Annotated in this window: 21 protein-coding genes; 15 read left to right on the top strand and 6 right to left on the bottom strand. The window is 66.3% G+C overall.

Features of this window, described 5'->3' with window-relative positions:
• Window positions 1–13: 13 nt before the first annotated feature.
• Genes ABID37_RS12660 through ABID37_RS12635 form a run of 6 tightly spaced genes read left to right on the top strand, consistent with a single transcriptional unit; the run spans window position 14 to window position 8,109 of the window.
• The gene (locus ABID37_RS12660) at window positions 14–1,024 is read left to right on the top strand and encodes an ABC transporter permease (protein ID WP_354195244.1); all 1,011 of its coding nucleotides are present in this window, start codon (window positions 14–16) and stop codon (window positions 1,022–1,024) included.
• A complete protein-coding gene (locus tag ABID37_RS12655) occupies window positions 1,021–2,118 on the top strand; it encodes an aldose 1-epimerase family protein (RefSeq protein WP_354195242.1) in 1,098 nt (365 codons plus the stop codon). The genes ABID37_RS12660 and ABID37_RS12655 overlap by 4 nt, the downstream gene beginning before the upstream one ends.
• A 3-nt stretch (window positions 2,119–2,121) precedes the next feature.
• Window positions 2,122–3,099 carry a ribokinase gene (rbsK, locus tag ABID37_RS12650; RefSeq protein WP_354195240.1) on the top strand — a complete coding sequence of 326 codons (978 nt, stop codon included), beginning with the start codon at window positions 2,122–2,124 and terminating at the stop codon, window positions 3,097–3,099.
• Window positions 3,100–3,109: 10 nt separating this feature from the next.
• A complete protein-coding gene (gene deoC / locus ABID37_RS12645) occupies window positions 3,110–4,063 on the top strand; it encodes a deoxyribose-phosphate aldolase (RefSeq protein ID WP_354195238.1) in 954 nt (317 codons plus the stop codon).
• A gap of 10 nt (window positions 4,064–4,073) precedes the next feature.
• A complete protein-coding gene (locus ABID37_RS12640; protein WP_354195236.1) occupies window positions 4,074–6,452 on the top strand; it encodes an aldehyde dehydrogenase family protein in 2,379 nt (792 codons plus the stop codon).
• Between the two features lie 43 nt (window positions 6,453–6,495).
• On the top strand, window positions 6,496–8,109 hold the full coding sequence (locus ABID37_RS12635) for an FGGY-family carbohydrate kinase (RefSeq protein ID WP_354195234.1): 1,614 nt from the start codon (window positions 6,496–6,498) through the stop codon (window positions 8,107–8,109).
• 36 nt (window positions 8,110–8,145) lie between these two features.
• On the opposite strand, the gene ABID37_RS12630 is transcribed toward ABID37_RS12635, so the two are convergent.
• The 3 genes from ABID37_RS12630 to ABID37_RS12620 are packed head-to-tail and all read right to left on the bottom strand — an operon-like array spanning window position 8,146 to window position 10,802.
• Window positions 8,146–9,090: an aldo/keto reductase gene (locus tag ABID37_RS12630; RefSeq protein ID WP_354195232.1), complete on the bottom strand. Its 945-nt coding sequence runs from the start codon at window positions 9,088–9,090 to the stop codon at window positions 8,146–8,148.
• On the bottom strand, window positions 9,087–10,274 hold the full coding sequence (locus ABID37_RS12625) for an alpha-hydroxy acid oxidase (RefSeq protein WP_354195230.1): 1,188 nt from the start codon (window positions 10,272–10,274) through the stop codon (window positions 9,087–9,089). Before ABID37_RS12625 ends, ABID37_RS12630 begins: the two co-directional genes overlap by 4 nt.
• A 12-nt stretch (window positions 10,275–10,286) precedes the next feature.
• Window positions 10,287–10,802 (bottom strand): MarR family winged helix-turn-helix transcriptional regulator, encoded by a 516-nt coding sequence (locus ABID37_RS12620; protein WP_354195228.1) that lies wholly within the window; start codon window positions 10,800–10,802, stop codon window positions 10,287–10,289.
• Window positions 10,803–11,013: 211 nt separating this feature from the next.
• Here ABID37_RS12620 and ABID37_RS12615 point away from each other — a divergent pair, with 211 nt between their 5' ends.
• The 8 genes from ABID37_RS12615 to ABID37_RS12580 all read left to right on the top strand — a co-directional run bounded on the left by ABID37_RS12615 (window position 11,014) and on the right by ABID37_RS12580 (window position 18,605).
• Window positions 11,014–12,042 carry an ABC transporter substrate-binding protein gene (locus ABID37_RS12615; protein ID WP_354195226.1) on the top strand — a complete coding sequence of 343 codons (1,029 nt, stop codon included), beginning with the start codon at window positions 11,014–11,016 and terminating at the stop codon, window positions 12,040–12,042.
• A 126-nt stretch (window positions 12,043–12,168) separates the two neighbouring features.
• The gene (locus ABID37_RS12610; RefSeq protein ID WP_354195224.1) at window positions 12,169–13,236 is read left to right on the top strand and encodes an ABC transporter ATP-binding protein; all 1,068 of its coding nucleotides are present in this window, start codon (window positions 12,169–12,171) and stop codon (window positions 13,234–13,236) included.
• Window positions 13,233–14,084: an ABC transporter permease gene (locus ABID37_RS12605; protein WP_354195222.1), complete on the top strand. Its 852-nt coding sequence runs from the start codon at window positions 13,233–13,235 to the stop codon at window positions 14,082–14,084. The genes ABID37_RS12610 and ABID37_RS12605 overlap by 4 nt, the downstream gene beginning before the upstream one ends.
• Window positions 14,081–14,869, top strand: a complete 789-nt coding sequence (locus ABID37_RS12600; RefSeq protein ID WP_354195220.1) for an ABC transporter permease — start codon at window positions 14,081–14,083, stop codon at window positions 14,867–14,869. The genes ABID37_RS12605 and ABID37_RS12600 overlap by 4 nt, the downstream gene beginning before the upstream one ends.
• Window positions 14,870–14,880: 11 nt before the next feature.
• Window positions 14,881–15,702: a polysaccharide deacetylase family protein gene (locus ABID37_RS12595; RefSeq protein WP_354195218.1), complete on the top strand. Its 822-nt coding sequence runs from the start codon at window positions 14,881–14,883 to the stop codon at window positions 15,700–15,702.
• Window positions 15,699–16,451 carry an SDR family NAD(P)-dependent oxidoreductase gene (locus ABID37_RS12590; protein ID WP_354195216.1) on the top strand — a complete coding sequence of 251 codons (753 nt, stop codon included), beginning with the start codon at window positions 15,699–15,701 and terminating at the stop codon, window positions 16,449–16,451. Before ABID37_RS12595 ends, ABID37_RS12590 begins: the two co-directional genes overlap by 4 nt.
• An 11-nt stretch (window positions 16,452–16,462) precedes the next feature.
• The gene (locus ABID37_RS12585; RefSeq protein ID WP_354195214.1) at window positions 16,463–17,218 is read left to right on the top strand and encodes an SDR family NAD(P)-dependent oxidoreductase; all 756 of its coding nucleotides are present in this window, start codon (window positions 16,463–16,465) and stop codon (window positions 17,216–17,218) included.
• Window positions 17,219–17,228: 10 nt separating this feature from the next.
• Window positions 17,229–18,605: an amidase gene (locus tag ABID37_RS12580; protein WP_354195212.1), complete on the top strand. Its 1,377-nt coding sequence runs from the start codon at window positions 17,229–17,231 to the stop codon at window positions 18,603–18,605.
• A 22-nt stretch (window positions 18,606–18,627) separates the two neighbouring features.
• Here ABID37_RS12580 and ABID37_RS12575 read toward each other — a convergent pair whose 3' ends face one another.
• The 3 genes from ABID37_RS12575 to ABID37_RS12565 are packed head-to-tail and all read right to left on the bottom strand — an operon-like array spanning window position 18,628 to window position 20,923.
• Entirely contained in the window at window positions 18,628–19,971 is a 1,344-nt protein-coding gene (locus ABID37_RS12575; protein WP_354195210.1) for a sensor histidine kinase, read from the bottom strand.
• Entirely contained in the window at window positions 19,968–20,630 is a 663-nt protein-coding gene (locus tag ABID37_RS12570; RefSeq protein WP_354195208.1) for a response regulator transcription factor, read from the bottom strand. The genes ABID37_RS12575 and ABID37_RS12570 overlap by 4 nt, the downstream gene beginning before the upstream one ends.
• Window positions 20,630–20,923, bottom strand: coding sequence for a PepSY domain-containing protein (locus tag ABID37_RS12565; RefSeq protein WP_354195206.1), 294 nt, complete (start codon window positions 20,921–20,923; stop codon window positions 20,630–20,632). Before ABID37_RS12565 ends, ABID37_RS12570 begins: the two co-directional genes overlap by 1 nt.
• A gap of 137 nt (window positions 20,924–21,060) precedes the next feature.
• On the opposite strand from ABID37_RS12565, the gene ABID37_RS12560 reads away from it, so the two are divergent.
• The gene (locus ABID37_RS12560; RefSeq protein WP_354195204.1) at window positions 21,061–21,360 is read left to right on the top strand and encodes a PepSY domain-containing protein; all 300 of its coding nucleotides are present in this window, start codon (window positions 21,061–21,063) and stop codon (window positions 21,358–21,360) included.
• The last annotated feature ends 332 nt before the right edge of the window (window positions 21,361–21,692 follow it).

Below are 21,692 nucleotides of genomic sequence, written 5' to 3'. Positions count from 1 at the left end.
GGAGGCAATGAACATGGCCGCCAAAGCCGAGCGCAAACCTCTCATCCGCCGCCTTCTCGGCGAGGACGCGGCGATCATACAGCTTGCGGCGATCACGCTGCTGATCTTCGTTGTGATGGCGGGACTGAACCCCGACAAGTTCCTGCGCTACTACAATTTCGAGTCGATCTCCTATGTGATGCCCGAGCTTGGCATCCTGTGCATCGCCATGATGGTGGCGATGCTGACCGGGGGCATCGACCTGTCGATCGTCGCGATCGCCAATCTCGCGGCGATCACGGCCGGTCTCTATTTTCGCCATCCGGCGGTGGCCGAAGCCATCGCCGCCGGCGGGGCAGGGGTGGTGCTGCACACGATCATGGGCGTGCTCATCGCGCTGACGGTGGGGCTGGCGGCGGGCCTGCTGAACGGCGTGCTGATCGCGCGCCTGCGCATCATCCCGATCCTGGCGACGCTCGGTACGGGGCAGGTGTTCGCAGGTCTTGCGCTGGTGCTGACCGGCGGGCCCGCCATCGCCGGCTATCCGCAGGCCTGGACGTGGATCGGCACCGGTAAGCTGCTCGGCATCGCGGCGCCGTTCTGGATCCTGATCGTTGTCGCCACGGTGGTGGCGGTGGTGCTGCGCCGCACCCATCTCGGCGTCAACCTGATGCTGATCGGCACCAATGCGCGCGCCGCCGTTTTTGCCGGCATCCGCTCCTCGCGCATGATCCTCTACAGCTACGCCATGACCGGCCTGATGGCGGCCATCGCCGGCATCCTGCTGTCGGGCCGCACCAATTCCGCCAAGGCCGATTTCGGCTCCTCCTACCTGTTGCAGGCAGTGCTGATCGCGGTGCTCGGCGGTACCAACCCGGCCGGCGGCAAGGGGCGGGTCGCAGGTGTGCTCTTGGCGCTCGTGGCGCTGATGCTCCTGTCTTCGGGCATGCAGATCATGCGCGTGTCGAACTTCATGATCGATGCCGTCTGGGGCGCGTTCCTGGTGCTGGTGATTGCCATCAACTATCTGAGGTCGTCGAGATGAACACCGATACCGTTCTTCATCTCCAGCCGGATGATTTTCCCGTCCATGGCGAGCGCTTGATTGCCGAAAGCGCGGCCTTTGCCGTTACTGCCTTTCGCTACCCTTCGTCGGTGGAGGGCCTGCGCATCGCCAATGCGCGCGGTCACGTCACCGTGCTGCCCTTCCTCGGCCAGATGATCTGGGACGCGGTGTTCGACGGGCGCCGCCTGACCATGGGCAACGTGTTTCCCTATCCGCGCAACGGCGCTTCCATTCTGGAAACCTACGGCGCCTTTGCCTATCACGCCGGCGTCCTGCGCAATGGCACGCCGGGCCCGCAGGACACCCACCCGCTGCACGGCGAAATGCCGGTGACACGCATGGACAGCGCCCATCTGCGCTTCGGCCATGACGCCGAGGGCGGCTTCGTCGAGGTCGGCGGCCATGCGGAATATGTGATGGGCTTCGGGCCGCATTACATGGCCCGCCCGCGCATGCGGCTCTATGCGGACAGCGGGTTGATCGACGTCGAGATGGCGGTCGAGAACCTGTCGGCCCACCAGATGGAGCTGATGTATATGCTCCATGCGAATTTCGACTTCGTGGCGGGCGCGCAGATTCACCAGCCAGCCGACTATTCGCCGCAGAATACGGTGGTGCGCAAGACCATACCCGGCCATGTCACGCCCTCTCCGGCGTTTCTCGAACTGCTGGAGGACCTCGGCCGCAATCCCGCCCGCATGCGCGAGCTCGATGAGCCGGAGCTCTACAGTCCCGAGCAGGTGTTCTACATTCGCGGGCTGGGGCGTGATGCCGAAGGCCGCACCCGGCTGGTGATGGAGCTGCCGGGCCGCGATGCCTTTTCCGTCTCCTATAGGCCGCAGGACCTGCCGCATTGCGTGCGTTGGATACTCAATGACGGCGATGCGCAGGTGGCGGCGTTTGCGCTGCCTTCCACCTGCGAGCCCGAAGGCTACACCGCAGAAAAGGCCAAGGGCCATGTGCGCCTGCTGGCGCCGGGCGAGGTGGCGCGCTTCCCCGTGACGCTCGGCTATCTGAGCGCCGCGGAGGCTCCTGCTGCGATTTCCGAAATCAACAATATGAACAAGGGTTGAACCATGGCGTCATCCAGCGAAATGGGCAGCGGAACGGACAGCAGGGCCGGGCGCATAGCCGTCGTCGGCTCGAACATGGTGGATCTGATCACCTATGTCACCGTCATGCCCGCACCCGGCGAAACGGTGGAGGCGCCGGATTTCGAGATCGGTTGCGGCGGCAAGGGCGCCAATCAGGCGATCGCGGCGGCGAGGCTCGGCTCGCAGGTCAGCATGGTCACCAAAGTGGGCGACGATCTTTTCGGCGACAACACGCTGCGGAACTTTGCCGACAACGGCATCGACACCACCCATGTGAAGAAGGTGGCGGGCAAGTCGTCGGGCGTTGCGCCGATCTTCGTCGAGCCGTCCGGCGAAAACTCCATCCTCATCGTCAAGGGCGCCAATGCGGAGCTTTCCCCCGCCGATGTCGATGCCGCCGCCGATGTTTTGCGCCAGGCCGATCTGATCCTCATGCAGCTTGAAATCCCGCTGGAAACGGTGCGCCACACGCTGGGCCGCGCGGCGGAATGGGGCGTGCGCACCATTCTCAACCCCGCGCCGGCCGCCGCCGACCTCGACGTCGTGGACCTGCGCAGTCTCAGCTTCCTCATTCCCAACGAAAGCGAGCTTGCCCTTCTATCCGGCCTGCCGACCGGCACGGAAGACGAGATCGCGACGGCGGCGCGCAGCCTGATCGCGCAGGGCATCGGCACGGTCATCGTCACGCTCGGCGCGCGGGGCGCGCGCCTCGTCACCGCCGATGCCGTCACCACCATCGAAGCGGTGAAGGTCAAGCCGGTCGACACCACCGGCGCGGGCGATGCCTTTATCGGCTCGTTCGCCCATTTCCTCGCCGCCACCGGCAACACCGAGGAGGCCCTCAACCGCGCGGCGCGCTACGCCGCGCAATCGGTGGGTCGCCGCGGTACCCAGAAATCCTACGCATCCGCCGAAGAATTCCAGACCTTCTGCGAGACGCTTGCCGTCCCCGCTGCATAAGAGCCGATCCATGTCAGAAACCCATGAACGCAATCCCGGCTGCGCGCTCCGGCGCGAGTGGTTCGAGGATGTCCAGGTAAACCGGACGGCGGCCGAGCGCCGCGCCGCGGCCATCACGTCCGGGCGTACCGTGAAGAAGAATTATCAGGCCGCATGGCTGCTGCGCGCCGTCCAGTGCATCGACCTCACCACGCTGGCGGGCGACGATACGCCGGGCCGCGTGCGCCGCCTGTGCGCCAAGGCAAGGCAGCCCGTCCGCCCCGACCTTCTGCAGGCGATGGGGGTTGATGCCGTCACCACCGGGGCGGTGTGCGTCTACCCGACCATGGTGGAGCATGCGGTGAAGGCGCTGGAGGGCTCCGGCATCCCGGTCGCGTCCGTGGCCACGGGCTTTCCCTCGGGGCTCACGCCGCTGCCGCAGCGACTGGCGGAAATCCGCTACGCCGTGGAGCAGGGGGCCCGGGAGATCGATATCGTCATCACCCGCGAGCATGTGCTGCTCGGCGATTGGCAGGCGCTGCACGACGAGGTGTGCGCCATGCGCGAGACCTGCGGCGAGGCCCACATGAAGGCCATTCTGGCCACCGGCGAGCTTGGCACGCTGACCAATGTCTACCGCGCCTCCATGGTGGCGATGCAGGCCGGCGCCGACTTCATCAAGACCTCGACCGGCAAGGAGGCGGAGAACGCCACGCTGCCTGTCTCGCTGACCATGCTGCGCGCCTTGCGCGACTATGGCGAGCTGACCGGCTTCCGCGTCGGCTTCAAGCCGGCGGGCGGTCTGCGCACGGCGAAGGACGCGCTGGCCTGGCTGGCGCTGATGAAGGAGGAGCTGGGCGGCCCCTGGCTGAAGCCCGACCTGTTCCGCATCGGCGCATCCTCCATGCTTGCCGACATCGAGCGCCAGCTCGAACACCACGTCACCGGCCGCTACGCCAGCGACGATCATCACGCACTGAGCTGAGGTCCGGCAGATGAACATCAGGGACATCATGGAAACCATGGATTACGGCCCGGCCCCGGAGGCCGCGACGGACGTGCTGGCGTGGCTTGACGGTCATGGCCGCGTCTTCGGCCACTTTATCGACGGCAGCTTCACCGGCGCCGCCGCTGCCGTCATCGAGGTCGAGAACCCGGCGAACGGCGAAACGCTCGCCCGTATTCCGGCGGCCGGGGAAGCTGAAATCGACGCCGCCGTCGCCGCCGCGGCGAAAGCCTTTCCCCGCTGGTCGAAGCTTCCGGGCTTCGAGCGCAGCCGCTATCTCTACGCCATCGCCCGCCATTTGCAGCAGCGCGAGCGGTTCTTCGCCGTGTTGGAAAGCCTCGACAACGGCAAGCCGATCCGCGAGACGCGCAACGCCGACATTCCTTTGGCGATCCGGCATTTCTACCACCATGCCGGCTGGGCGGCCGCGGCCGAGACCGAGTTCGCCAGGCTGGATCCGCTCGGCGTCTGCGGCCAGATCATTCCGTGGAACTTCCCGCTGCTGATGCTGGCATGGAAGATCGCGCCGGCGCTGGCCGCCGGCAACACGGTGGTGCTCAAGCCCGCCGACCTGACGCCGCTGACGGCGATCGCCTTCGCCGAACTGCTGGTCGAGGTAGGCCTGCCGAAGGGGGTCGTCAACATCGTCCACGGCGGGGCCGCGACCGGAGCGCTGATCGTGCGCCATCCCGACATCGCCAAGATCGCCTTCACCGGCTCGACGGCCGTAGGCCGGGAAATTCGCCGTGCGACCGCCGGTTCCGGTAAAAAGCTGTCGCTGGAACTTGGCGGCAAGTCGCCCTTCATCGTGTGCGCCGATGCCGATCTCGACGCCGCCGTCGAAGGCGTGGTCGATGGCGTGTGGTTCAACCAGGGCGAGGTCTGCTGCGCCGGCTCGCGCCTTTTGGTGCAGGAAGGGGTGGCGGAGCGGTTTCTGGCCAAACTGCGCGGGCGCATGGAACGCCTGCGCGTCGGCGACCCGCTCGACAAGTCGACGGATATGGGCGCCATCGTGTCGGCCGGCCAGAAGGCGCGTATCGAGGGCCTGCTAAAGCAGGCCGGCGCCGAGGGTTACACGCTGGAGCAGTCATCCTGCCCGCTGCCGCCCAAGGGCCATTACATCGCGCCGGGCTTCTTTGCCGATGCCGAACCCTCCGCCACGGTTTCGCAGGTGGAGATTTTCGGGCCGATCGCGGTCACCACCACCTTCCGCACCGTGGACGAGGCCGTGCAGCTTGCCAACAACACGGCCTACGGGCTTTCGGCCTCGATCTGGTCCGAGAACATCAATGCGGCCACCGAACTGGCGGCGCGGGTGAAGGCCGGCGTGGTGTGGATCAACGCCACCAATATGTTCGACGCCAATGCGCCCTTCGGCGGGATGAAGGAAAGCGGCTATGGCCGCGAAGGCGCGCGCGAGGGCATGGCCTTCTATCTGCAACGGGCGAGGGCCGGCCGCCGTGCTCCGTTCAAGCCCGTCGTGGCCGACTTTTCCGCCGTGCCGCAGGCCGATGCCGCCACCGCCTTCATCGATCGCACGATGAAGAACTACATCGGCGGCAAGCAGGCGCGGCCGGATGGCGGCGCAAGCTATGCCATCCGCGACCCGAAGGGTGAAGTCCTTGGCCTTGCTCCGGTTTCCGGCCGCAAGGACATCCGCAACGCGGTCGAGGCCGCGATCAAGGCCAAGGGCTGGGCGGCCAACGCCCATGGCCGGGCCCAGGTGCTGTTCTTCCTTGGCGAAAACCTCTCGGCGCGCTCCACGGAACTGGCCGGACTGGTGCAGCGGCTGACCGGCGCGCCCAAGGCGCAGGCCGAGGCGGAGGTGCGCCAGACGCTCGAGCGCTGCTTCTACTATGCCGGCCTTGCCGACAAGGACGACGGTGCGATCCACGCCACCAAGCCGCGCCATCTGACGCTTTCGCTGAAGGAGCCGGTCGGCGTGGTCGGTGTGCTTGCGCCGGATCAGTCGCCGCTGCTGGCGTTGATGTCGCTCGTCCTGCCGCTGATCGCCACCGGCAACCGGGTGGTCGCCGTGCCGTCGCCCGCCCATGCGCTGATCGCCCAGCCGCTCTACCAGATATTCGACACGTCCGACCTTCCGGGCGGCGTCGTCAATCTGGTTACGGGCGAGCGCGACGTGCTGGCCAAAACCCTGGCCGAGCACGACGCGGTCGATGGCATCTGGTACCACGGGTCCGCGGAAGGAGCTGCCGCCGTCGAGACGCTATCGGCCGGCAATCTCAAGCAGGTCTGGACCAATGACGGCCAGTCGCTCGACTGGTCGCAGGACACGGTGGCGCGCGGTCGTGACTGGATGGACCGGGCCACGCAGGTCAAGACGATCTGGGTGCCTTACGGCGCCTGATCCGGCCCCGGGCCGAACATGATGGAAGGATGCCGGTGATGCCATGCATTTCATAGGTGTGGATGTCGGAACCGCCAGCGCGCGCGCCGGCGTGTTCGACCGGACCGGCGCGCTGCTCGGTGCGGCCAGCCATCCGATCCGGATCTGGCGTGAGCGGCCCGATCATGTCGAGCAGTCGAGCGACGATATCTGGGCGGCAGTCACGGCCAGCGTGCGCGGGGCGTGCGAAAAGGCCGGTATCGCACCGGAGCAGGTCGCGGGCATCGGCTTCGACGCCACCTGTTCGCTGGTGGTGCTTGACGGGGAGGGGCGTCCACTCGCCGTCAATGCGGAAGGCGAGGATGAGCGCAACATCATCGTCTGGATGGACCACCGCGCCACGCCGCAGGCGAAGCGCATCAACGCCACCGGCGCGCGGGTTCTCGACTATGTCGGGGGCCGGATATCGCCTGAGATGCAAACGCCGAAGCTGTTGTGGCTGGCCGAGGAACTGCCCGCGACCTTTGGCAGGGCCGGCCATTTCATGGACCTGACCGACTTCCTGACATGGCGTGCCACCGGCAGCCTTCGGCGTTCCACCTGCACGGTCACATGCAAGTGGACCTATCTCGCCCATGAGCAGCGCTGGGACGAAGCCTATTTCCATGAAATCGGCCTGGGTGCGCTGGCAGACGAGAAGTTCGTCCGCATCGGCGACCAGACAAGCCCGCCCGGCACCGCCATTCCCGGTGGTCTGCGCGCCGCCGCGGCACGGGATTTCGGCCTCGCACCCGGCACGCCGGTGGCCATGGGCCTGATCGACGCGCACGCTGGTGCGCTCGGCACCATCGGTGCCGACGGGCTTGCCGGCAAGCTCGAACAGCGGCTTGCCTATGTGTTCGGCACCTCGGCCTGCACGCTCAACGTGTCCGCCGCGCCGATGTTCGTGCCCGGCGTCTGGGGTCCCTATTACTCCGCGCTGGTTCCGGGCCTGTGGCTCTCGGAAGGCGGCCAGTCGGCAGCGGGCGCGGCCATCGACCATGTCGTGCGCCAGCATGCCTGGGCCGCCGCAGCTTCCGCAAAGGCGGAGGCGGCCGGCAAGAGCCTGACCGGATGGCTGGAGGGCAGGGCGGTCGAGGTTCTGGAAGACATGCCGCTGGCCCAGCTTCTCGGCGGCGTCCATGTGGTCGGTGATTTCCTCGGCAACCGCGCGCCGTTCGCCGACCCCGATGCGCGCGGCATCATCGCCGGGCTCGACATGGCCGAGGACGAAACGAGCCTGATCCGCCTTTATGTGGCGGCGGTGATCTCCATCGGCTACGGGCTCAGGCAGATTGTCGAGATCCTGCGCCGGGAGGGTGCCGATCTTGAAACGGTGGTCGTCAGCGGCGGGGCCGGGCGCAGCGCCCTGGTGCGGCAGCTTCTGGCGGATGCCGGCGGCCTGCCGGTCAGCACATGCGTTTCGCCCGAACCGGTTCTGCTGGGCGCCGCCATGACCGCCGCCGTTGCGGCCGGCGTGGAACCGGACCTGCAAACAGCCATGGAAGCGCTGTCCGCCGTCAGTGAAACGACATTTACTGCCCCGGAAAGCCGGGAGTTGCACACGTGGCGCTACAAGGCGTTCATTGCGCTGCAGGAGGTCGACCGCTCGCTGCGTGAGCACGGTCGGGGATCGTAGAATATCAGCATCGGTTTTGGCTTGAAGGGGCAGGGGTCAGGCCGACGCCGCGTCCAGAATCTCAAGGCTTGCATCGCTCAGCGTCAGCGCCGTCGCGTGCCTGATCTCTTCCAACTGCCCAAGGCTGGTGGCGCTGACGATCGGGGCGGTCAGGGCCGGGCGCGAAATCAGCCAGGCAATGGCGACCGCGCCCGGCGTCGTGTTCTCGTCGCGGGCGACGGCGATCAGCGTGTCGAGGATCGCCAGATTGCGTTCGGTCATGAAGGAGGCGACGCGCGCCTGGCGGCTGCTTCCCTCCAGACTGGCTGCATCGCGATACTTGCCGGTGAGAAAACCGGCCGCGAGGGCGAAGAAGCTGATTGCGCCGATGTGCTCGCGCCTGCACAGGCCGGCCAACTCCTCCTCGAACTCGCGCCTGTGGATCAGATTGTATTGCGGCTGAATGCTCTCGAAGCGGGGGAGGCCCAGGCGGGAGCTGACGCCCAACGCCTCCTGCAAGCGCTGCGGCGTGAAGTTGGAACACCCGATGGCGCGCACCTTGCCGGCCTCGATCAGCCGCGCAAAGGCGCCCAGCGTTTCTTCCAGCGGCACCGTCGCGTCGTCGATATGCGCCTGATAGAGGTCGATATAGTCGGTCTGCAAACGTCTCAGCGAGCTGTCGACGGCGCGGGCGATCCACGAAGCGGACAAGCCCTTTTCCTCTCCCATGGCCATGCCGACCTTCGTTGCGATGGTCAGACGCGCGCGGTTGCCACGCGCCTTCATCCACGCGCCGATGATGGTTTCCGATTCTCCGCCCGCATGGCCCGGAACCCAGGAGGAATAGACATCGGCGGTGTCGATGGCGTTCAAGCCGCTGTCGAGCAGGGCGTCGAGCAATCGAAACGATGCCGTCTCGTCGACGGTCCAGCCGAACACGTTGCCGCCGAAGACGACGGGCGGAACCTCGATCCCCGATCGTCCCAGTTCGCGCATTCTCACGGCGTCGTGCTCCCGGCAAGACAGGCGGCGTTCAGTTCCGCGACGGTGTTGCAGCCGATCATTGCCATGACCAGATCGATCTCCTCGGCGATGATGCGGAGCACCTTTTTCGCGCCGGCCTGTCCGTCGGCCGCGACGCCGTACAGCGTCGGCCTGCCGGCAAAGACGAAATCGGCGCCAAGGCAGAGCGCTATCACCACGTCGGAACCGCGGCGCACGCCGCTGTCGAGCATCAGGGTCATGCGGTTGCCGACGGCTTGCCTGATTGCGGGCAGGGCATCGAGCGAGGCGGGTGCCCGGTCGAGCGCCTTGCCGCCATGATTGGAGACGATCAGGCCATCGCAGCCCATATCCGCCGCGCGCACCGCGTCATCGGGGTGCAGGAAGCCCTTGACGACGAGCTTGCCCTTCCAAAGCCGGCGGTAGGTTTCGAGATCCCGCCAGTCCGGCGTGCCGGCGTCGCCCGGAACGAAGGCCTGATCGAAGAAGAACGCCGCGCTCTGCGCAGCCGACGCGCCCGCCGGCATGTAGGGGGTCCAGTTGGCCATTGGCGGCATGCCACCGCTGGCGAAGAAGCGGGCGAACCATGCCGGGTGCGTCAGCACTTCCCGCGTCATGCGCAGGGCAATGCCGGGCGTCAGCCTGAACGGAACGCTGATACGATTGCGCAGGTGCCGCTCACGCTTGGGCGTCACGGGCGTGTCGACGGTGACGACCAGCACGTCCATGCCCGTATCGGCGGCGCGGCGAATCTGGTCGTGGGAGATGTGCCGGTCGCGCGCCGTGTAGAGCTGGAACCAGCTATGGTCCGGCGCGACGGCGTGGATGTCTTCCAGCGTCGTGCCGGAGGCGCCCGACAGGATAAACGGCACGTTGGCGGCAGCCGCCGCGCGGGCGATCAGCAGGTCCGCGTCGGGGCGGAACAGGGCGGCCGGCCCTGTCGGCGAGATGCCGAAGGGCATGGCATGGCGACGGCCGAACAGCTCGGTTGCCGTGCTGCGGCGCGAGACATCGACCAGATAACGCGGCAGCAGGCTGTGGCGGGCAAACGCCGCCTCGTTGCGTACCAGCCCTTCCTCGCCGTCGACGCCGCCCTCGATGAAGTCGTAGAGAAAGCCCGGCAGATAGCGCCGCGCTGCCAGCCTCACCTCATCGACGTTGACGGCATTTTTCGTGCGCTGCATCGCGTGCCCGTCTCAGCGCTCGGCGACGGTGATCATCATCCCAAGCCCGCGCGCAACGGCTTCGTGCAGGTCGGGCGGCAGGCAGGAACACAGTTCACGCTCGACGGCGGCATGGTCGACCATGGCGGCGTCGGCCGCCGCGATGCCCTTCTCGGTCAGTTCGACAATGACGCCGCGACCGTCGCGTTTGTCGGCCCTGCGTCGGATCAGGCCGTCCTTTTCCATGCGGCGCAGGAGGTTGGACAGGCCGCCCGAGGACAGGAGCAGCGTGGAGAGCAGTTCGCTGGGAGACATGTGATAGGGCGCACCATAGGCGCGGATGGTCGCCAGCACGGCGTAGGTCGGATATTTCAGCCCATGGGGCGCCAGCGCCCGGTCGACGGCACGCAGAATGATGTCGTGCAGGTGCAGGATGCGCCCGACGACGGCCTTGCCGCTGCAGTCGATGTCCGGCCTTTCTCGCCGCCAAGTCGCCATGCCGCGCCCGACGCGGTCCAACTCCCAATACCGGATCTCGGCCTTGTTCACGGATCGGCCTCCCTCGAAGGTGTTCCACCCGGTGTGCCCCGGGCACGCTTTGCGCCACTGCTAACGGCGGTGCCACCGCATCACAACCATGACATGTAAGATAAATTACCTTCAAAATATCTTTCTTGAAAGATAATATCGCAGATGATAGCATTTTTGAACGATGCGCAAGGGAAGAGGCCCGTAACCGCATCCTCAATGGGAGCTTGGCATGAAATCATATTCCGTGCTCGCGGCCGCAACGGCAATCGTCGCTCTTGCCTCCGCATCCAATGTCGCAGCCGCGGACGAACTCGTCCTCGGCTCTTTCGGCGGTTCCTTCGCCGACAATGTGACGGCCTGTTACGTCGAGCCGTTCAAGGCCGCCACCGGCGCCGACGTCGTCATGAAACTCGGCAGCTCGTCGCAGCATGCGGCCTCCGTGCGCGCCACCGCGGGCCAGTCGGACATGGACGTGGTCTTCGCCGATGACGCTTTTGCCGTGCAGATGGCCAATGAAGGCCTGCTCGTGCAGCTCGACCGGGCCAAGCTGAGCAACGCGCCGGACATCATCGACGGCGCATGGGGCGCCAACGACGCCTATGTCGCAGCCATGCTGGGCGCGACCACGATCATCTACAACAAGGACAAGATCACCACGCCGCCGACATCGTGGAACGACTTGTTCGATCCGAAATATGAAGGCCGCGTCACCATTGGCGATATCTCCGGCACCAGCGGTTGGCAGTTCCTCGCCGCGCTGAACCAGATGGAAGGCGGCACGCTCGACGACATCACGCCGGGCATCGAGAAGATCAAGCCGCTCGCCAAGTCGTCCGTGCTGCTCTACGCCCAGGCCGACCAGGTGGTCGCCCTGTTCGAGCGCGGCGAGATCGACCTTGCCGTGTGGTATCCGGATCGCGCCGGCGTCGCCGCCAAGAACGGCCTGCCGCTGGCGGCCGCCTATCCGGCCGAGGGGGCCGTCGGCATCCGCCCGACCATCGCGATCCCCAAGGGCACCAAGCAGGAAGAGCTGGCGCACAAGTTCATCGACACGATCCTCGACGCCAACAACCAGAAGTGCTTCTCGGAGCGCCAGTTCATCGGCTCGGTGAACAAGAAGGTCACGCTGTCGGACGAGGTGTCGGCCATAGTCCCGACCGGCGAGGCGCTTGAAAAAATGCTGTTCCTGAACCCGGCCGACATGGCCGAGCGCCTGCCGGACTGGACCCGCCGCTGGCAGCGCGAGGTCCTGCGTTAGGACAGGCATTGCAAGAGACGCCGGGTCCGTTGCGCCGCCTGAAGGCATCCGAACGGACCGGGCCCTGCGGGGCATCGCATCGTCCGGATGGGCGCCGATACCGTTCCGAGCAATCTGTGAGGTCGAATGAGCAATGTTTCCCTGCGGCATCTCGTGAAGCGCTACGGCAAGGTATCCGTGGTCAGGGATGTGTCGCTGGAGATCGCCGAAGGTGAGTTCGTGTCGCTGCTGGGCCCCTCCGGCTGCGGCAAGACGACGATCCTGCGCATGGTTGCCGGACTGATCGAGCCGAGCGACGGCACCATCACGGTCGGTGGGCGCGACATCACCCGCCTGCCGCCCAACAAGCGCAATGTCGGGCTGGTGTTCCAGTCCTACGCGCTTTTCCCGCATATGACCGTGTTCGAGAACGTCGCCTTCGGCCTGCGCCGCAAGGGCGAAAACGGCCCGGCGTTGCAGGCGCGCGTCGAGGAGGCGTTGGCCCTGGTGCGGCTTGCCGGCTACGGCGAGCGCTATCCGCGCCAGCTTTCCGGCGGCCAGCAGCAGCGTGTCGCCATGGCGCGCGCCATCGCGCCGCGCCCGAGCGTGCTTTTGTTCGATGAGCCGCTGTCCAATCTCGACGCCAAGCTCCGCGACGAGATGCAGATCGAGCTGAAACGACTGCAGCGCGATCTGAAGATCACCACCTTGTTCGTGACCCACGACCAGGCCGAGGCCCTGTCGTTGTCGGACCGCGTCTGCGTCATGAATGACGGCATCATCCAGCAGTTCGCCTCGCCGGAGGAAATCTACCACCGCCCGGCCACCGCCTTCGTCGCCGGCTTCATCGGCAAGCCGAACCGGTTGAGCGCCATGGTCAAGGGCGGTGCGGTCGAACTTGCGGGCGGGCTCGTGCTGCATCCGACGAGCCTGGCCGCGAAGGACGGCGAGGCCGTCGAAGTGTTCATCCGCCAGGAAGCCGTAACCCTGTCGCGGACCGCCGGCACGGAGGGAGAAGCCGTTCCCGGCACCATCGCGCTGCGGTCCTTTTCCGGCGCGCAGGTGCAGTATGTCGTGCGGCTCGGCGCCTCGTCCGAGATCGTCGTCGAAGTCCCGTCCTCCGGCGAGGCGTCGAACCTTTCGCAGGGCGACACGCTGTTCGTGAACATCAGACCGCAGGACATCATCACCCTGCCGGGCGGGCAGGCGGCATGAGCTCGCTGCGCACCGGAGCCCTGCTGCTTTCGCCGCTGCTTTTCGTGCTGCTGGCGGCCTTCTTGGTGCCGTTGCTGCTCCTGGTGCCGACGAGCTTCCAGGAGTACCGGCCGGGTCACGGCATCGTCCCGGATGCGTGGACCATGGTCAACTATGTCCGCATCTTCACCGATGACTTCTATCTCGAGGTCGTGCTGCGCACGATCGGCCTCGGCGTCGTCGTCACGCTGAGCTGCCTGTTGCTCGGCTATCCGGTCGCCTATCTCGTCGTGCGCGGCAATCCGCGCTGGCGGCTGCCGCTGACGCTGCTGGTGATCTTTCCGCTGATGCTCAACCTGGTCGTTCGCTCGTTCGGCTGGATCGTGCTTCTGACCAACCGAGGCGTCGTCAACAACCTGCTGATCGACCTCGGCCTGATCGGGCAACCCCTCAAGCTGATGTTCAACATGACTGGCCTGCTGATCGGCCTCACCCACATCTACCTGCCTTTCATGGTGCTGATGCTGGTGGCGGCGCTGCAGAACGTGCCGCGCGATGTCGAGGCCGCGGCGGCGACGCTCGGATCGAGCCGGCTGCATGTCTTCCGCGCGGTGACGCTGCCGCTGACGGCGCCCGGCATCATCGCCGGCTCCATCCTCGTCTTCGTGCTCACCATCAGCGCGCTGGTGACGCCGCGCATGCTTGGGGGCCCGACCTACCAGGTCATGGCGACGCTGATCTATGACGAGTACATGCAGCTTCTCGACTGGCCGAGCGGCTCGGCGCTGTCCTTCGCCCTGGCGGTTTCCACCATCCTCATCATCTGGATTTCCAGCCGGATGACCAAGCGCTGGGCGGGACTGGCATGAACGAGAACCGACCCGGACCGACCGTTTCCTTCGTCGCGTTGCTGGTGATCCTGTTCCTGCAGGTCCCGGTGATCGTGGTGATGCTCGCCTCGTTCAGCGAGACGTCCTATCTCACCATCCCGCCGCAGGGCTGGACGTTCAAGTGGTTCTCGGCGGTGCTGACCGACCGCGTCTATCTCGACGCCATCAAGAACAGCCTGATCCTCGCCGTCGGCTCGACCGCGATCTCGCTGCTGCTGGGCGTGGCCGCCTCATATGCCATTTTCCGCAAGATGGTGCCGGCCACGGAGGCGCTAACCTCGCTGCTGATGGCGCCGCTGATCATACCCTCGGTGGTGATCGGCGTGGCTCTGCTGCAATATTTCACGCTGATCGGCATGCGCGGCAGCTTCTGGGTGCTGCTGATCGCCCATGTCGTCATCACCGTTCCCTACATCGTGCGTTCCGCGCTCGCCAGCCTCTCGGGCCTCGACCTTTCGGTGGAAGAGGCGGCGCGCGTTCTGGGCGCCAACGGTCTCACCACCTTCAGGCTGGTGACGCTGCCCCTCATCAAGCCCGGCCTCGTCGCCGGCGCGCTGTTTTCCTTCGTCACGTCGATGGAGAACGTGCCGGTGACGATTTTCCTGGCGGGACCGAGGGATACGACCCTCCCCATCCTCATCTTCACCTCGGTGGAGATGGGGGTGAATCCGAGCGTGGCCGCCGTGTCGACGCTCCTCATCATCGCGACGGCGATCGTGCTGCTCGTCGCAGAGCGTTGGACCGGCTTCCACCGCTTCGTTTGACGGATACCGACATGCATCTGACCAGCAAGGGCTTTCCTCTCTTTCTCACCTTCGATCTCGATGCCGAGACGATGTGGACAGCACGCGACCCGGACTACGCCAAGCGACCCATCCTGATGTCGCAGGGCGCCTATGGCTGGAAGGTCGGCACCGACCGCGTGCTCAATCTCCTGGCCCGTTATGGTATCAGGACCACGTTCTTCATTCCCGGCATCATCATCGACCAGCGCCCCGAACTGATGGAGCGCATCCTGGAAGCCGGGCATGAGCTGGCCCACCACAGCTACACCCATTCCTGGATCCTCAACCTGACGCATGAGCAGGAGCGCGAGGAGATGGAAAAGGGTTTCGAGTCGATCAAGCGTGTTTCGGGCCTTGCGCCGCGCGGCTGGCGTTCGCCCGCCGCCGAACTGAGCGACATCTCCATGCAGCTGATGGTCGAATATGGCTTCGACTACTCCTCCAACTTCTTCGACGACGACTCGCCCTACATCCACACCGTCGACGGCAAGCAGACCAGGATCGTCGAGCTGCCGTTCCGCTGGGTGCTCGATGACGCGCCGTTCTTCCAGTATTCGATCGTGCTGCCGGGCCGCACCATGCAGGCGCCGTCGGCGCTGCTCGAAGCCTGGAAGGCCGAGTTCGACGTGCTCTACGCCGAAAAGCGCATGATGATGGTCGGCATGCATCCCGAGATGATCGGCCAGCCGTCGCGCATCGGCGTTCTGGAAGGGCTGATCAAGCACGCGCTCGACCATGGCGATGTCTGGATGGGCCGTTGCGACGAGATGGTCGAGGACATGCGTCCGCGGCTGGCCGGAGCAGTCGCGTGACAGCCGCCTTCGCCGGTCGCCGCATCCTTGTGACGGGCGGCGCGAAAGGCATCGGCAAGGCGGCTGCCCTGCGCTTCCTTGCAGGCGGCGCGAAGGTCGCCTGCCTCGATATGGACGAGGTGGCTCTTGCGGACGTGTCGGCCGCGCACGGTGTCGTCGCGCTCAAGGTCGACGTGACCGACACGCAGGTGACCGACGCCACCGTGGCCGAGGCGGCCGCGCAGATGGGCGGGCTTGACGGTGTCGTCAATTCGGCCGGCGTGGACCTCGAATCCAGCCTTGAAGCCATGACCGATGCGGCGTGGGAGCGGCTGATCGCCGTCAACCTCACCGGACCGATGAAGGTTTGCCGCGCCGCCGCGCCTTTCCTGAAGCAGGCGGGCGGCGGCACCATCGTCAACGTCTCGTCCGGTGCCGGACTGCAACCGTTGAAATTCCGCAGCGCCTATTCGGCGTCGAAGGCCGGCTTGCAGATGTTTTCCAAGGCACTGGCGCTGGAGCTTGCCGAGGCTGGCATCCGCGTCAACGTGGTCTGTCCCGGCGCGGTCGAGACGCCGCTGTTTCGTTCCTCCATCGCCGAGGGTGAGGAGGGCAGGGCACAACTCGACGCCGTGCGCGCCCGCTATGCGCTGGCGCGCATCGCCGATCCCGACGAGATCGCCGCCGGTATCGCCTGGCTGACGAGCGCCGATGCGTCCTATGTTACAGGCGTGGCGCTGGCGGTCGACGGCGGCCGAACCTTCCACTGAGGGCAGGGACCATGGGGCAGACCGACCGCTTCAAGGACAAGGTTGCCATCGTGACCGGAGGCGGCGACGGCATCGGCGCGGGTATCGCCGCGCGCCTGCTCGCCGAAGGGGCGACGGTCGCCGTGCTCGACCTCGATGCCGGCCCGCTGAGGGCAGGGCTTGCGGCGGACACGGCGCCCCGTCTGCTCGCTGTCGAGGGCGACTGCACCGACCTTGCGACGCTGGAACAGTTTCACGCGCGCGTGGTCGGTGAACTCGGTCCCGTCGATGTGCTCGTCAACAATGTCGGCCAGAGCGGGCGAGGGCGCAGCGCCCCGTTTCATGAATCCAGCGAGGAGGTCTGGCGCTTCGTGCTGGAAATCTCGCTGTTCACCGCCATGCGCATGTCACGGCTTATCGCACCCGCGATGCGCGAGCGCGGCGGGCGTATCGTCAACATGTCGAGCGACGCGGCCTTCGTCGGCGATACCGGGCTGGTCGACTACGCCTCGGCCAAGATGGGGCTGATCGGCTTTACCCGCTCGCTGGCGCGCGAACTCGCCCCCTTCGGCGTCACCGTCAATGCGGTCGCGCCCGGCGCAATCCGCACCCGCGCGCACGACACCATGCCCAAGGAAGTCATCGACCGCATCAAGGCCAGTACGCCGGCCGGCATCGTCGGCGAGCCGGAAGACGTCGCCGCCGCCGTCGCTTTCCTCGCCAGCGACGAGGCGCGGTTCATCACCGGCCAGAGCCTGCTGATCGATGGCGGGCGCTGGATGATATAGGAGGAAGGCTTTGTCCGATCTTGCCGACATGACCGCCACACAGATGGCCGCCGCCGTTCGCGCGCGGAAGGTTTCGCCGGTCGAGCTGACCGAGGCGGTGCTTAAGCGCATGGACGAGCGCAAGGATCTCAATGCCTTCATCACCGTCACTGGCGAGGCGGCGCTTGCCGAAGCGCGCGCCGCCGAAGACAGGATGATGAAGGGCAGCGAGCTGCCGCCGCTGCACGGCGTGCCCTATTCGGCCAAGGATCTGCTCAACACCGCCGGCGTGCGCACCACCATGGGCTCACGCCTGCTGGAGACCAATGTGCCGGCCACCGACGCCGTCTCCGTGTCGCGTGCGAAGGCGGCCGGCGCGATCCTCGTCGGCAAGACGACGACGCCGGAATTCGGCCATTTGCAGGCGGCGACATCGCCGTTGTTCGGCCGCACCCTGAACCCGATCGATGCGAAGGTCACGCCCGGCGCGTCCAGTTCCGGTTCGGCCGTGGCGGTGGCCACCGGCATGGGGCCGATCTCGCTCGGCACCGATGGCGGCGGCTCGAGCCGCATCCCCGCCGCCTGCTGCGGCGTGGTCGGCTTCAAGCCCTCGCTCGGCACCATCCCGCACTTGCAACTGCCGGACCTGTTCGGCGCCAACTCCTATGTCGGGCCGATGGCACGCACCGTCTCGGACGTGGCGCTGGTGTTCGACGCGATCAACGGCCCGGATTTCCACGACACCTATGGGCAGGCGGCGAGGCTTTTGCACGAGGGCGGCGCGTCGCTCCGGGGCCTGCGCGTCGGCTTCATCGCCGAGGGCGGCGCGCGCGTCGAGCGCGAGACCGCCGCGATCACTGCCGCCGCGGTGAAGAAGATGGAAGACGCGGGCGCGCTGGTCGAGGAGGCCTTCATCGACTTCAAGTCCTATGAAGCGGTGTTCCTGACCATTCTGCGCGTCGGTCTTGCCGCCCGCACCGGCCCGCTGCTCAAGGGCCACGAGAACCTGGCCGGCCAGACGCTGATCGACACCATCGCGCTCGGCCATGGCTATTCGGCGGTCGATCTTTCCAACGCGATTTCGGAGCGCACGCGGCTGTTCCGCGAGTTCCAGGCGCTGTTCGAACGCTTCGACATTCTGGTGTCGCCGACGCTGACCGCCCCGCCGCTGCCGATCGACGTGGACCCGACAGGCGACATCGAGATCGATGGCGTCAATTGCGGTACAGTGCGCGGGGCATGGTATCCGTTCACCTTCCCGCACAATCTGTCCGGCCATCCGGCCATCACCATACCGTGCGGCAACACGAAGGCCGGCCTGCCCCTCGGCCTGCATCTGTGCGCGCCCTGGTATCGCGACCTCGACCTGCTCCGGGTTGCCGCCGAAGCCGAGTCCCTCTTGACCTGACCTGATGGTCCCCGGGCCAGTCTCACCGAGTTCCGGGCAAATCGAGCACGGCCACGAACCCTTCCGCACTATTGTGCAGTTCCAGCTTGCCGCCCGCTGCCTCCGCGACATCGGCGGCAATGGCGATGCCGAGGCCATCGCCGGGCGTCCGCTCGTCCAGACGCCGCCCGCGCCGGCTGATAAGTTCGAGCTGCTCCTCAGGCACGCCGGGACCATCGTCGACAATGGTGATCCGCACGTAGCCGGCCACTTCCTGTGCCTGGATGGTGACGACGGAGCGGGCATGGCGTGCGGCGTTCTCCGCCAGCGCGCCCAATGCCTCGGCCAGATCGGCCGGATCGACGGCGACGCCAAGATCGGTAGGGACAGCAAAGCGCCAGTCGGCCTTCTGGCCGTCCGGAGTGCGGCTCAGCACGGCATGGACACGTGCAACCGTCGTCGCCACGTCCGCACGTGCGCCGCCCGATGCGGCAACGGTGCGAACGCGTGCAAGCTCGCGATCCACATGGATGCGCATGGCGTCGGCGATTTCCTCGATCGCGTCGGCTGCCGATCTCTCTCCACTCCCTCGCAGGCGCTCGGCCTCGCCGAGCAGCGCCTGGAGTGGCGTTTTCAGTCCATGGGCGAGATCGCCGGCGCGCGCACGGGCGCGGGCTATGTCGGCCTCGCGGGCGCCAAGCAGCGCATCGATCTCGCTGGCGAGGGGGTGTACCTCCGAGGGCCATGCCCCGCCCATGCGCGTTGCCTGCCCGGCGCGCAACGCCGTCACGCGCTCGTGAATGCGCCTGAGCGGCCTCAGGCCATAGGCAAGCTGCGCAACCTGCGCGGCAATGAGGGCAAGTGCGAGCGCCGCCAGATAAGGCACCAGATCCCGGACGAAGGCCGCACGCGCGGCTGAAAGCTCCGCACGGTCCATGGCGACGGCCGCCCGTGCCTCGCCGCCGCCGAGCCTCGCGGGAAGGCGCACGACGCGTTCGATTGCCAGAAGCCTGGTATCATCAGGGCCGGCGACTTCATGAAGGCGGACCTCCTCGCCTGCCGGGCGATCGCGAGGCAGGGCGAGTGTCTGGTCCCACAACGAGCGTGAACGCAGCGTCCGGCCACCCTCGTCGATCTGCCAGTAGAGCCCGCCATAGGGGCGCGAGAAACGCGGATCGACGGGCTGCGTGGCGAGGGCAAGCCCATCCGGACCCATGACCAGGCCGGCAAGCACCTGGTCGAGCTGCAACAGCATCTCGCTTTCCGCGCGCCGCTCGACATGCTCGCCAAAGAGAAAGGACAGCGCGGCGCCCGCCGCGGCGAGTGCAAGAACAACCGCGCCCGCCCCGATCAGCGCCAGCCGCAGGCGCAGCGAGAGACCGCTCACCCGGACGTTCCCTCGAAGAAATAGCCAAACCCGCGCCGCGTGCCGACAACGCCATTGCCGAGCTTGCGCCTGAGGCGGGCAATCACGGCCTCGAGCGCATTGGCTTCACGCGCATCGTCACCGTAAAGATGATCGAGAAGCTCGCTCGGCGAGACGACACGGGCGCGGTTCACAAGAAGGTAGGCGAGGGCGCGCCACTCCAGGGCGGTGAGGTTCACGGGTGCTCCGCTGCGAGTAACGCTCATGCGGTTCAGGTTGACGACGAGTTCGCCGAATTCCTGCACGGCGGCGCCGAGTCCCCCGGCGCGTCTTACGAGTGCGCGGGCGCGCGCCAACAGCTCTTCCATGCGAAAGGGCTTGGGCAGGTAGTCGTCGGCGCCGGCCTCGATGCCTTCGACGCGCTCCTGCCAGGAGCCGCGGGCCGTCAGGACAAGGACCGGCATGTTGCGGCCCGAGGCGCGCCAGCGCTTCAGCACCGACAGGCCGTCCATGCGGGGAAGGCCAAGATCGAGGACGACGAGATCGAAATCTTCCGTATCGCCCGTGAACCAGGCGGTTTCGCCGTCGGCGACGCGCTCCACGCGGAAGCCCGCACCTTCAAGCGCCGCCACGACATCGCGGGCTATTCGATCGTCATCCTCGACGGCAAGGACCCGCATCAGTCGTCCTCGTAGTCGCGTTCGAGCACGGCGCCGCTCGCGGCGTCGATCTTGAGTTCCACCAGCCGCCCGTCGCTCGACACTGCTTCCACATCATAGACATAGCGGCCGTCATCCCGGTCGAAGTCGATCTCGATGACGCGGCCGCCTACTTCGCGTTCAACGACGGCCAGGATTTTGGAAAGCGGCAGGATCTCGCCGCGCGCCAGGGCCTCCCGGGCACGGTCATGATCGTCGTCGGCCAAGGCCGGAACGGCGAGCAAAAGGGTGAGGATTACGAGCAGCTGGCGCATTGTCCGGATTTTATCCTGGCCGACCTGACAGGACGCTGACGGCGCCGGCAGGCGCGATGTCAGGCAAGGTGAGGGATAAGGGCGGCGTCGATGCGGCCGGATCGCGCCGCAGGAAGCAGAAAGCAATGGAGAACATCATGCGCAATATCCTTCCATCCGCGGCCTTTGCCGGTCTCGCCGTCCTTGTCCTCGCCGCAGGGGCCGCCTCCGCCCAGGCCGTGCGAACCGACGATAGCCGAAACGCCTCCCGAACCGGCTGGATGAGCATCAGCGAGATCGTCGCCAAGGTCGAGGGGCAAGGCCACAAGGTTCACGAGATCGAAATCGACGACGGCGTCTATGAAGTCAAGGCGATCGACGCCAACGGTATGCGCGTCGAGGCCGATCTCGACCCGACGACCGGCGAGCCGCTGCGCGGCTGGAAGCAGGACGACTAGACCGCGCCAAGGTTGCGATTGAATTTCGCGGACGCCGCATTTCTTCCAATCGGCGTCCGTGGAAGCCTTGCCCTTAGATTGATAACGTCACCGATTAAGGACAGGACAAGCCGAAACCACCAATCGGACACTTGCTCCAGACTGGATGATCCAAGCGTATCCGGTTGAATGCATTATCAATTCTGTCGGGCCCGCATTGCGGTCAGGATTGATGATACGCTAGTTCCATAAGATAGATTATGCGACTTTGACATATTGCCGCAAAATAGAAATGTCCTGTTTCTGCAAAGTTGGAATGTCGCTCCTGCCCTTGAGGTGCCAGTGTTCACCTC

This window comes from Aquamicrobium terrae (genome assembly GCF_040545735.1).
In the GTDB taxonomy this organism is placed as follows: Bacteria; Pseudomonadota; Alphaproteobacteria; order Rhizobiales; family Rhizobiaceae; genus Mesorhizobium; species Mesorhizobium terrae_A.
This window is presented reverse-complemented; position numbering and strand designations above follow the sequence as displayed.

What these genes read in the sequence shown, in the direction of transcription:
- ABID37_RS12660 (WP_354195244.1), top strand. Translation starts at nt 14, where the DNA reads ATGGCCGCCAAAGCCGAGCGCAAACCTCTCATCCGCCGCCTTCTCGGC.
- ABID37_RS12655 (WP_354195242.1), top strand. Translation starts at nt 1,021, where the DNA reads ATGAACACCGATACCGTTCTTCATCTCCAGCCGGATGATTTTCCCGTC.
- rbsK (WP_354195240.1), top strand. Translation starts at nt 2,122, where the DNA reads ATGGCGTCATCCAGCGAAATGGGCAGCGGAACGGACAGCAGGGCCGGG.
- deoC (WP_354195238.1), top strand. Translation starts at nt 3,110, where the DNA reads ATGTCAGAAACCCATGAACGCAATCCCGGCTGCGCGCTCCGGCGCGAG.
- ABID37_RS12640 (WP_354195236.1), top strand. Translation starts at nt 4,074, where the DNA reads ATGAACATCAGGGACATCATGGAAACCATGGATTACGGCCCGGCCCCG.
- ABID37_RS12635 (WP_354195234.1), top strand. Translation starts at nt 6,496, where the DNA reads ATGCATTTCATAGGTGTGGATGTCGGAACCGCCAGCGCGCGCGCCGGC.
- ABID37_RS12625 (WP_354195230.1), bottom strand. Translation starts at nt 10,274, where the DNA reads ATGCAGCGCACGAAAAATGCCGTCAACGTCGATGAGGTGAGGCTGGCA.
- ABID37_RS12615 (WP_354195226.1), top strand. Translation starts at nt 11,014, where the DNA reads ATGAAATCATATTCCGTGCTCGCGGCCGCAACGGCAATCGTCGCTCTT.
- ABID37_RS12610 (WP_354195224.1), top strand. Translation starts at nt 12,169, where the DNA reads ATGAGCAATGTTTCCCTGCGGCATCTCGTGAAGCGCTACGGCAAGGTA.
- ABID37_RS12605 (WP_354195222.1), top strand. Translation starts at nt 13,233, where the DNA reads ATGAGCTCGCTGCGCACCGGAGCCCTGCTGCTTTCGCCGCTGCTTTTC.
- ABID37_RS12600 (WP_354195220.1), top strand. Translation starts at nt 14,081, where the DNA reads ATGAACGAGAACCGACCCGGACCGACCGTTTCCTTCGTCGCGTTGCTG.
- ABID37_RS12595 (WP_354195218.1), top strand. Translation starts at nt 14,881, where the DNA reads ATGCATCTGACCAGCAAGGGCTTTCCTCTCTTTCTCACCTTCGATCTC.
- ABID37_RS12585 (WP_354195214.1), top strand. Translation starts at nt 16,463, where the DNA reads ATGGGGCAGACCGACCGCTTCAAGGACAAGGTTGCCATCGTGACCGGA.
- ABID37_RS12570 (WP_354195208.1), bottom strand. Translation starts at nt 20,630, where the DNA reads ATGCGGGTCCTTGCCGTCGAGGATGACGATCGAATAGCCCGCGATGTC.
- ABID37_RS12565 (WP_354195206.1), bottom strand. Translation starts at nt 20,923, where the DNA reads ATGCGCCAGCTGCTCGTAATCCTCACCCTTTTGCTCGCCGTTCCGGCC.
- ABID37_RS12560 (WP_354195204.1), top strand. Translation starts at nt 21,061, where the DNA reads ATGCGCAATATCCTTCCATCCGCGGCCTTTGCCGGTCTCGCCGTCCTT.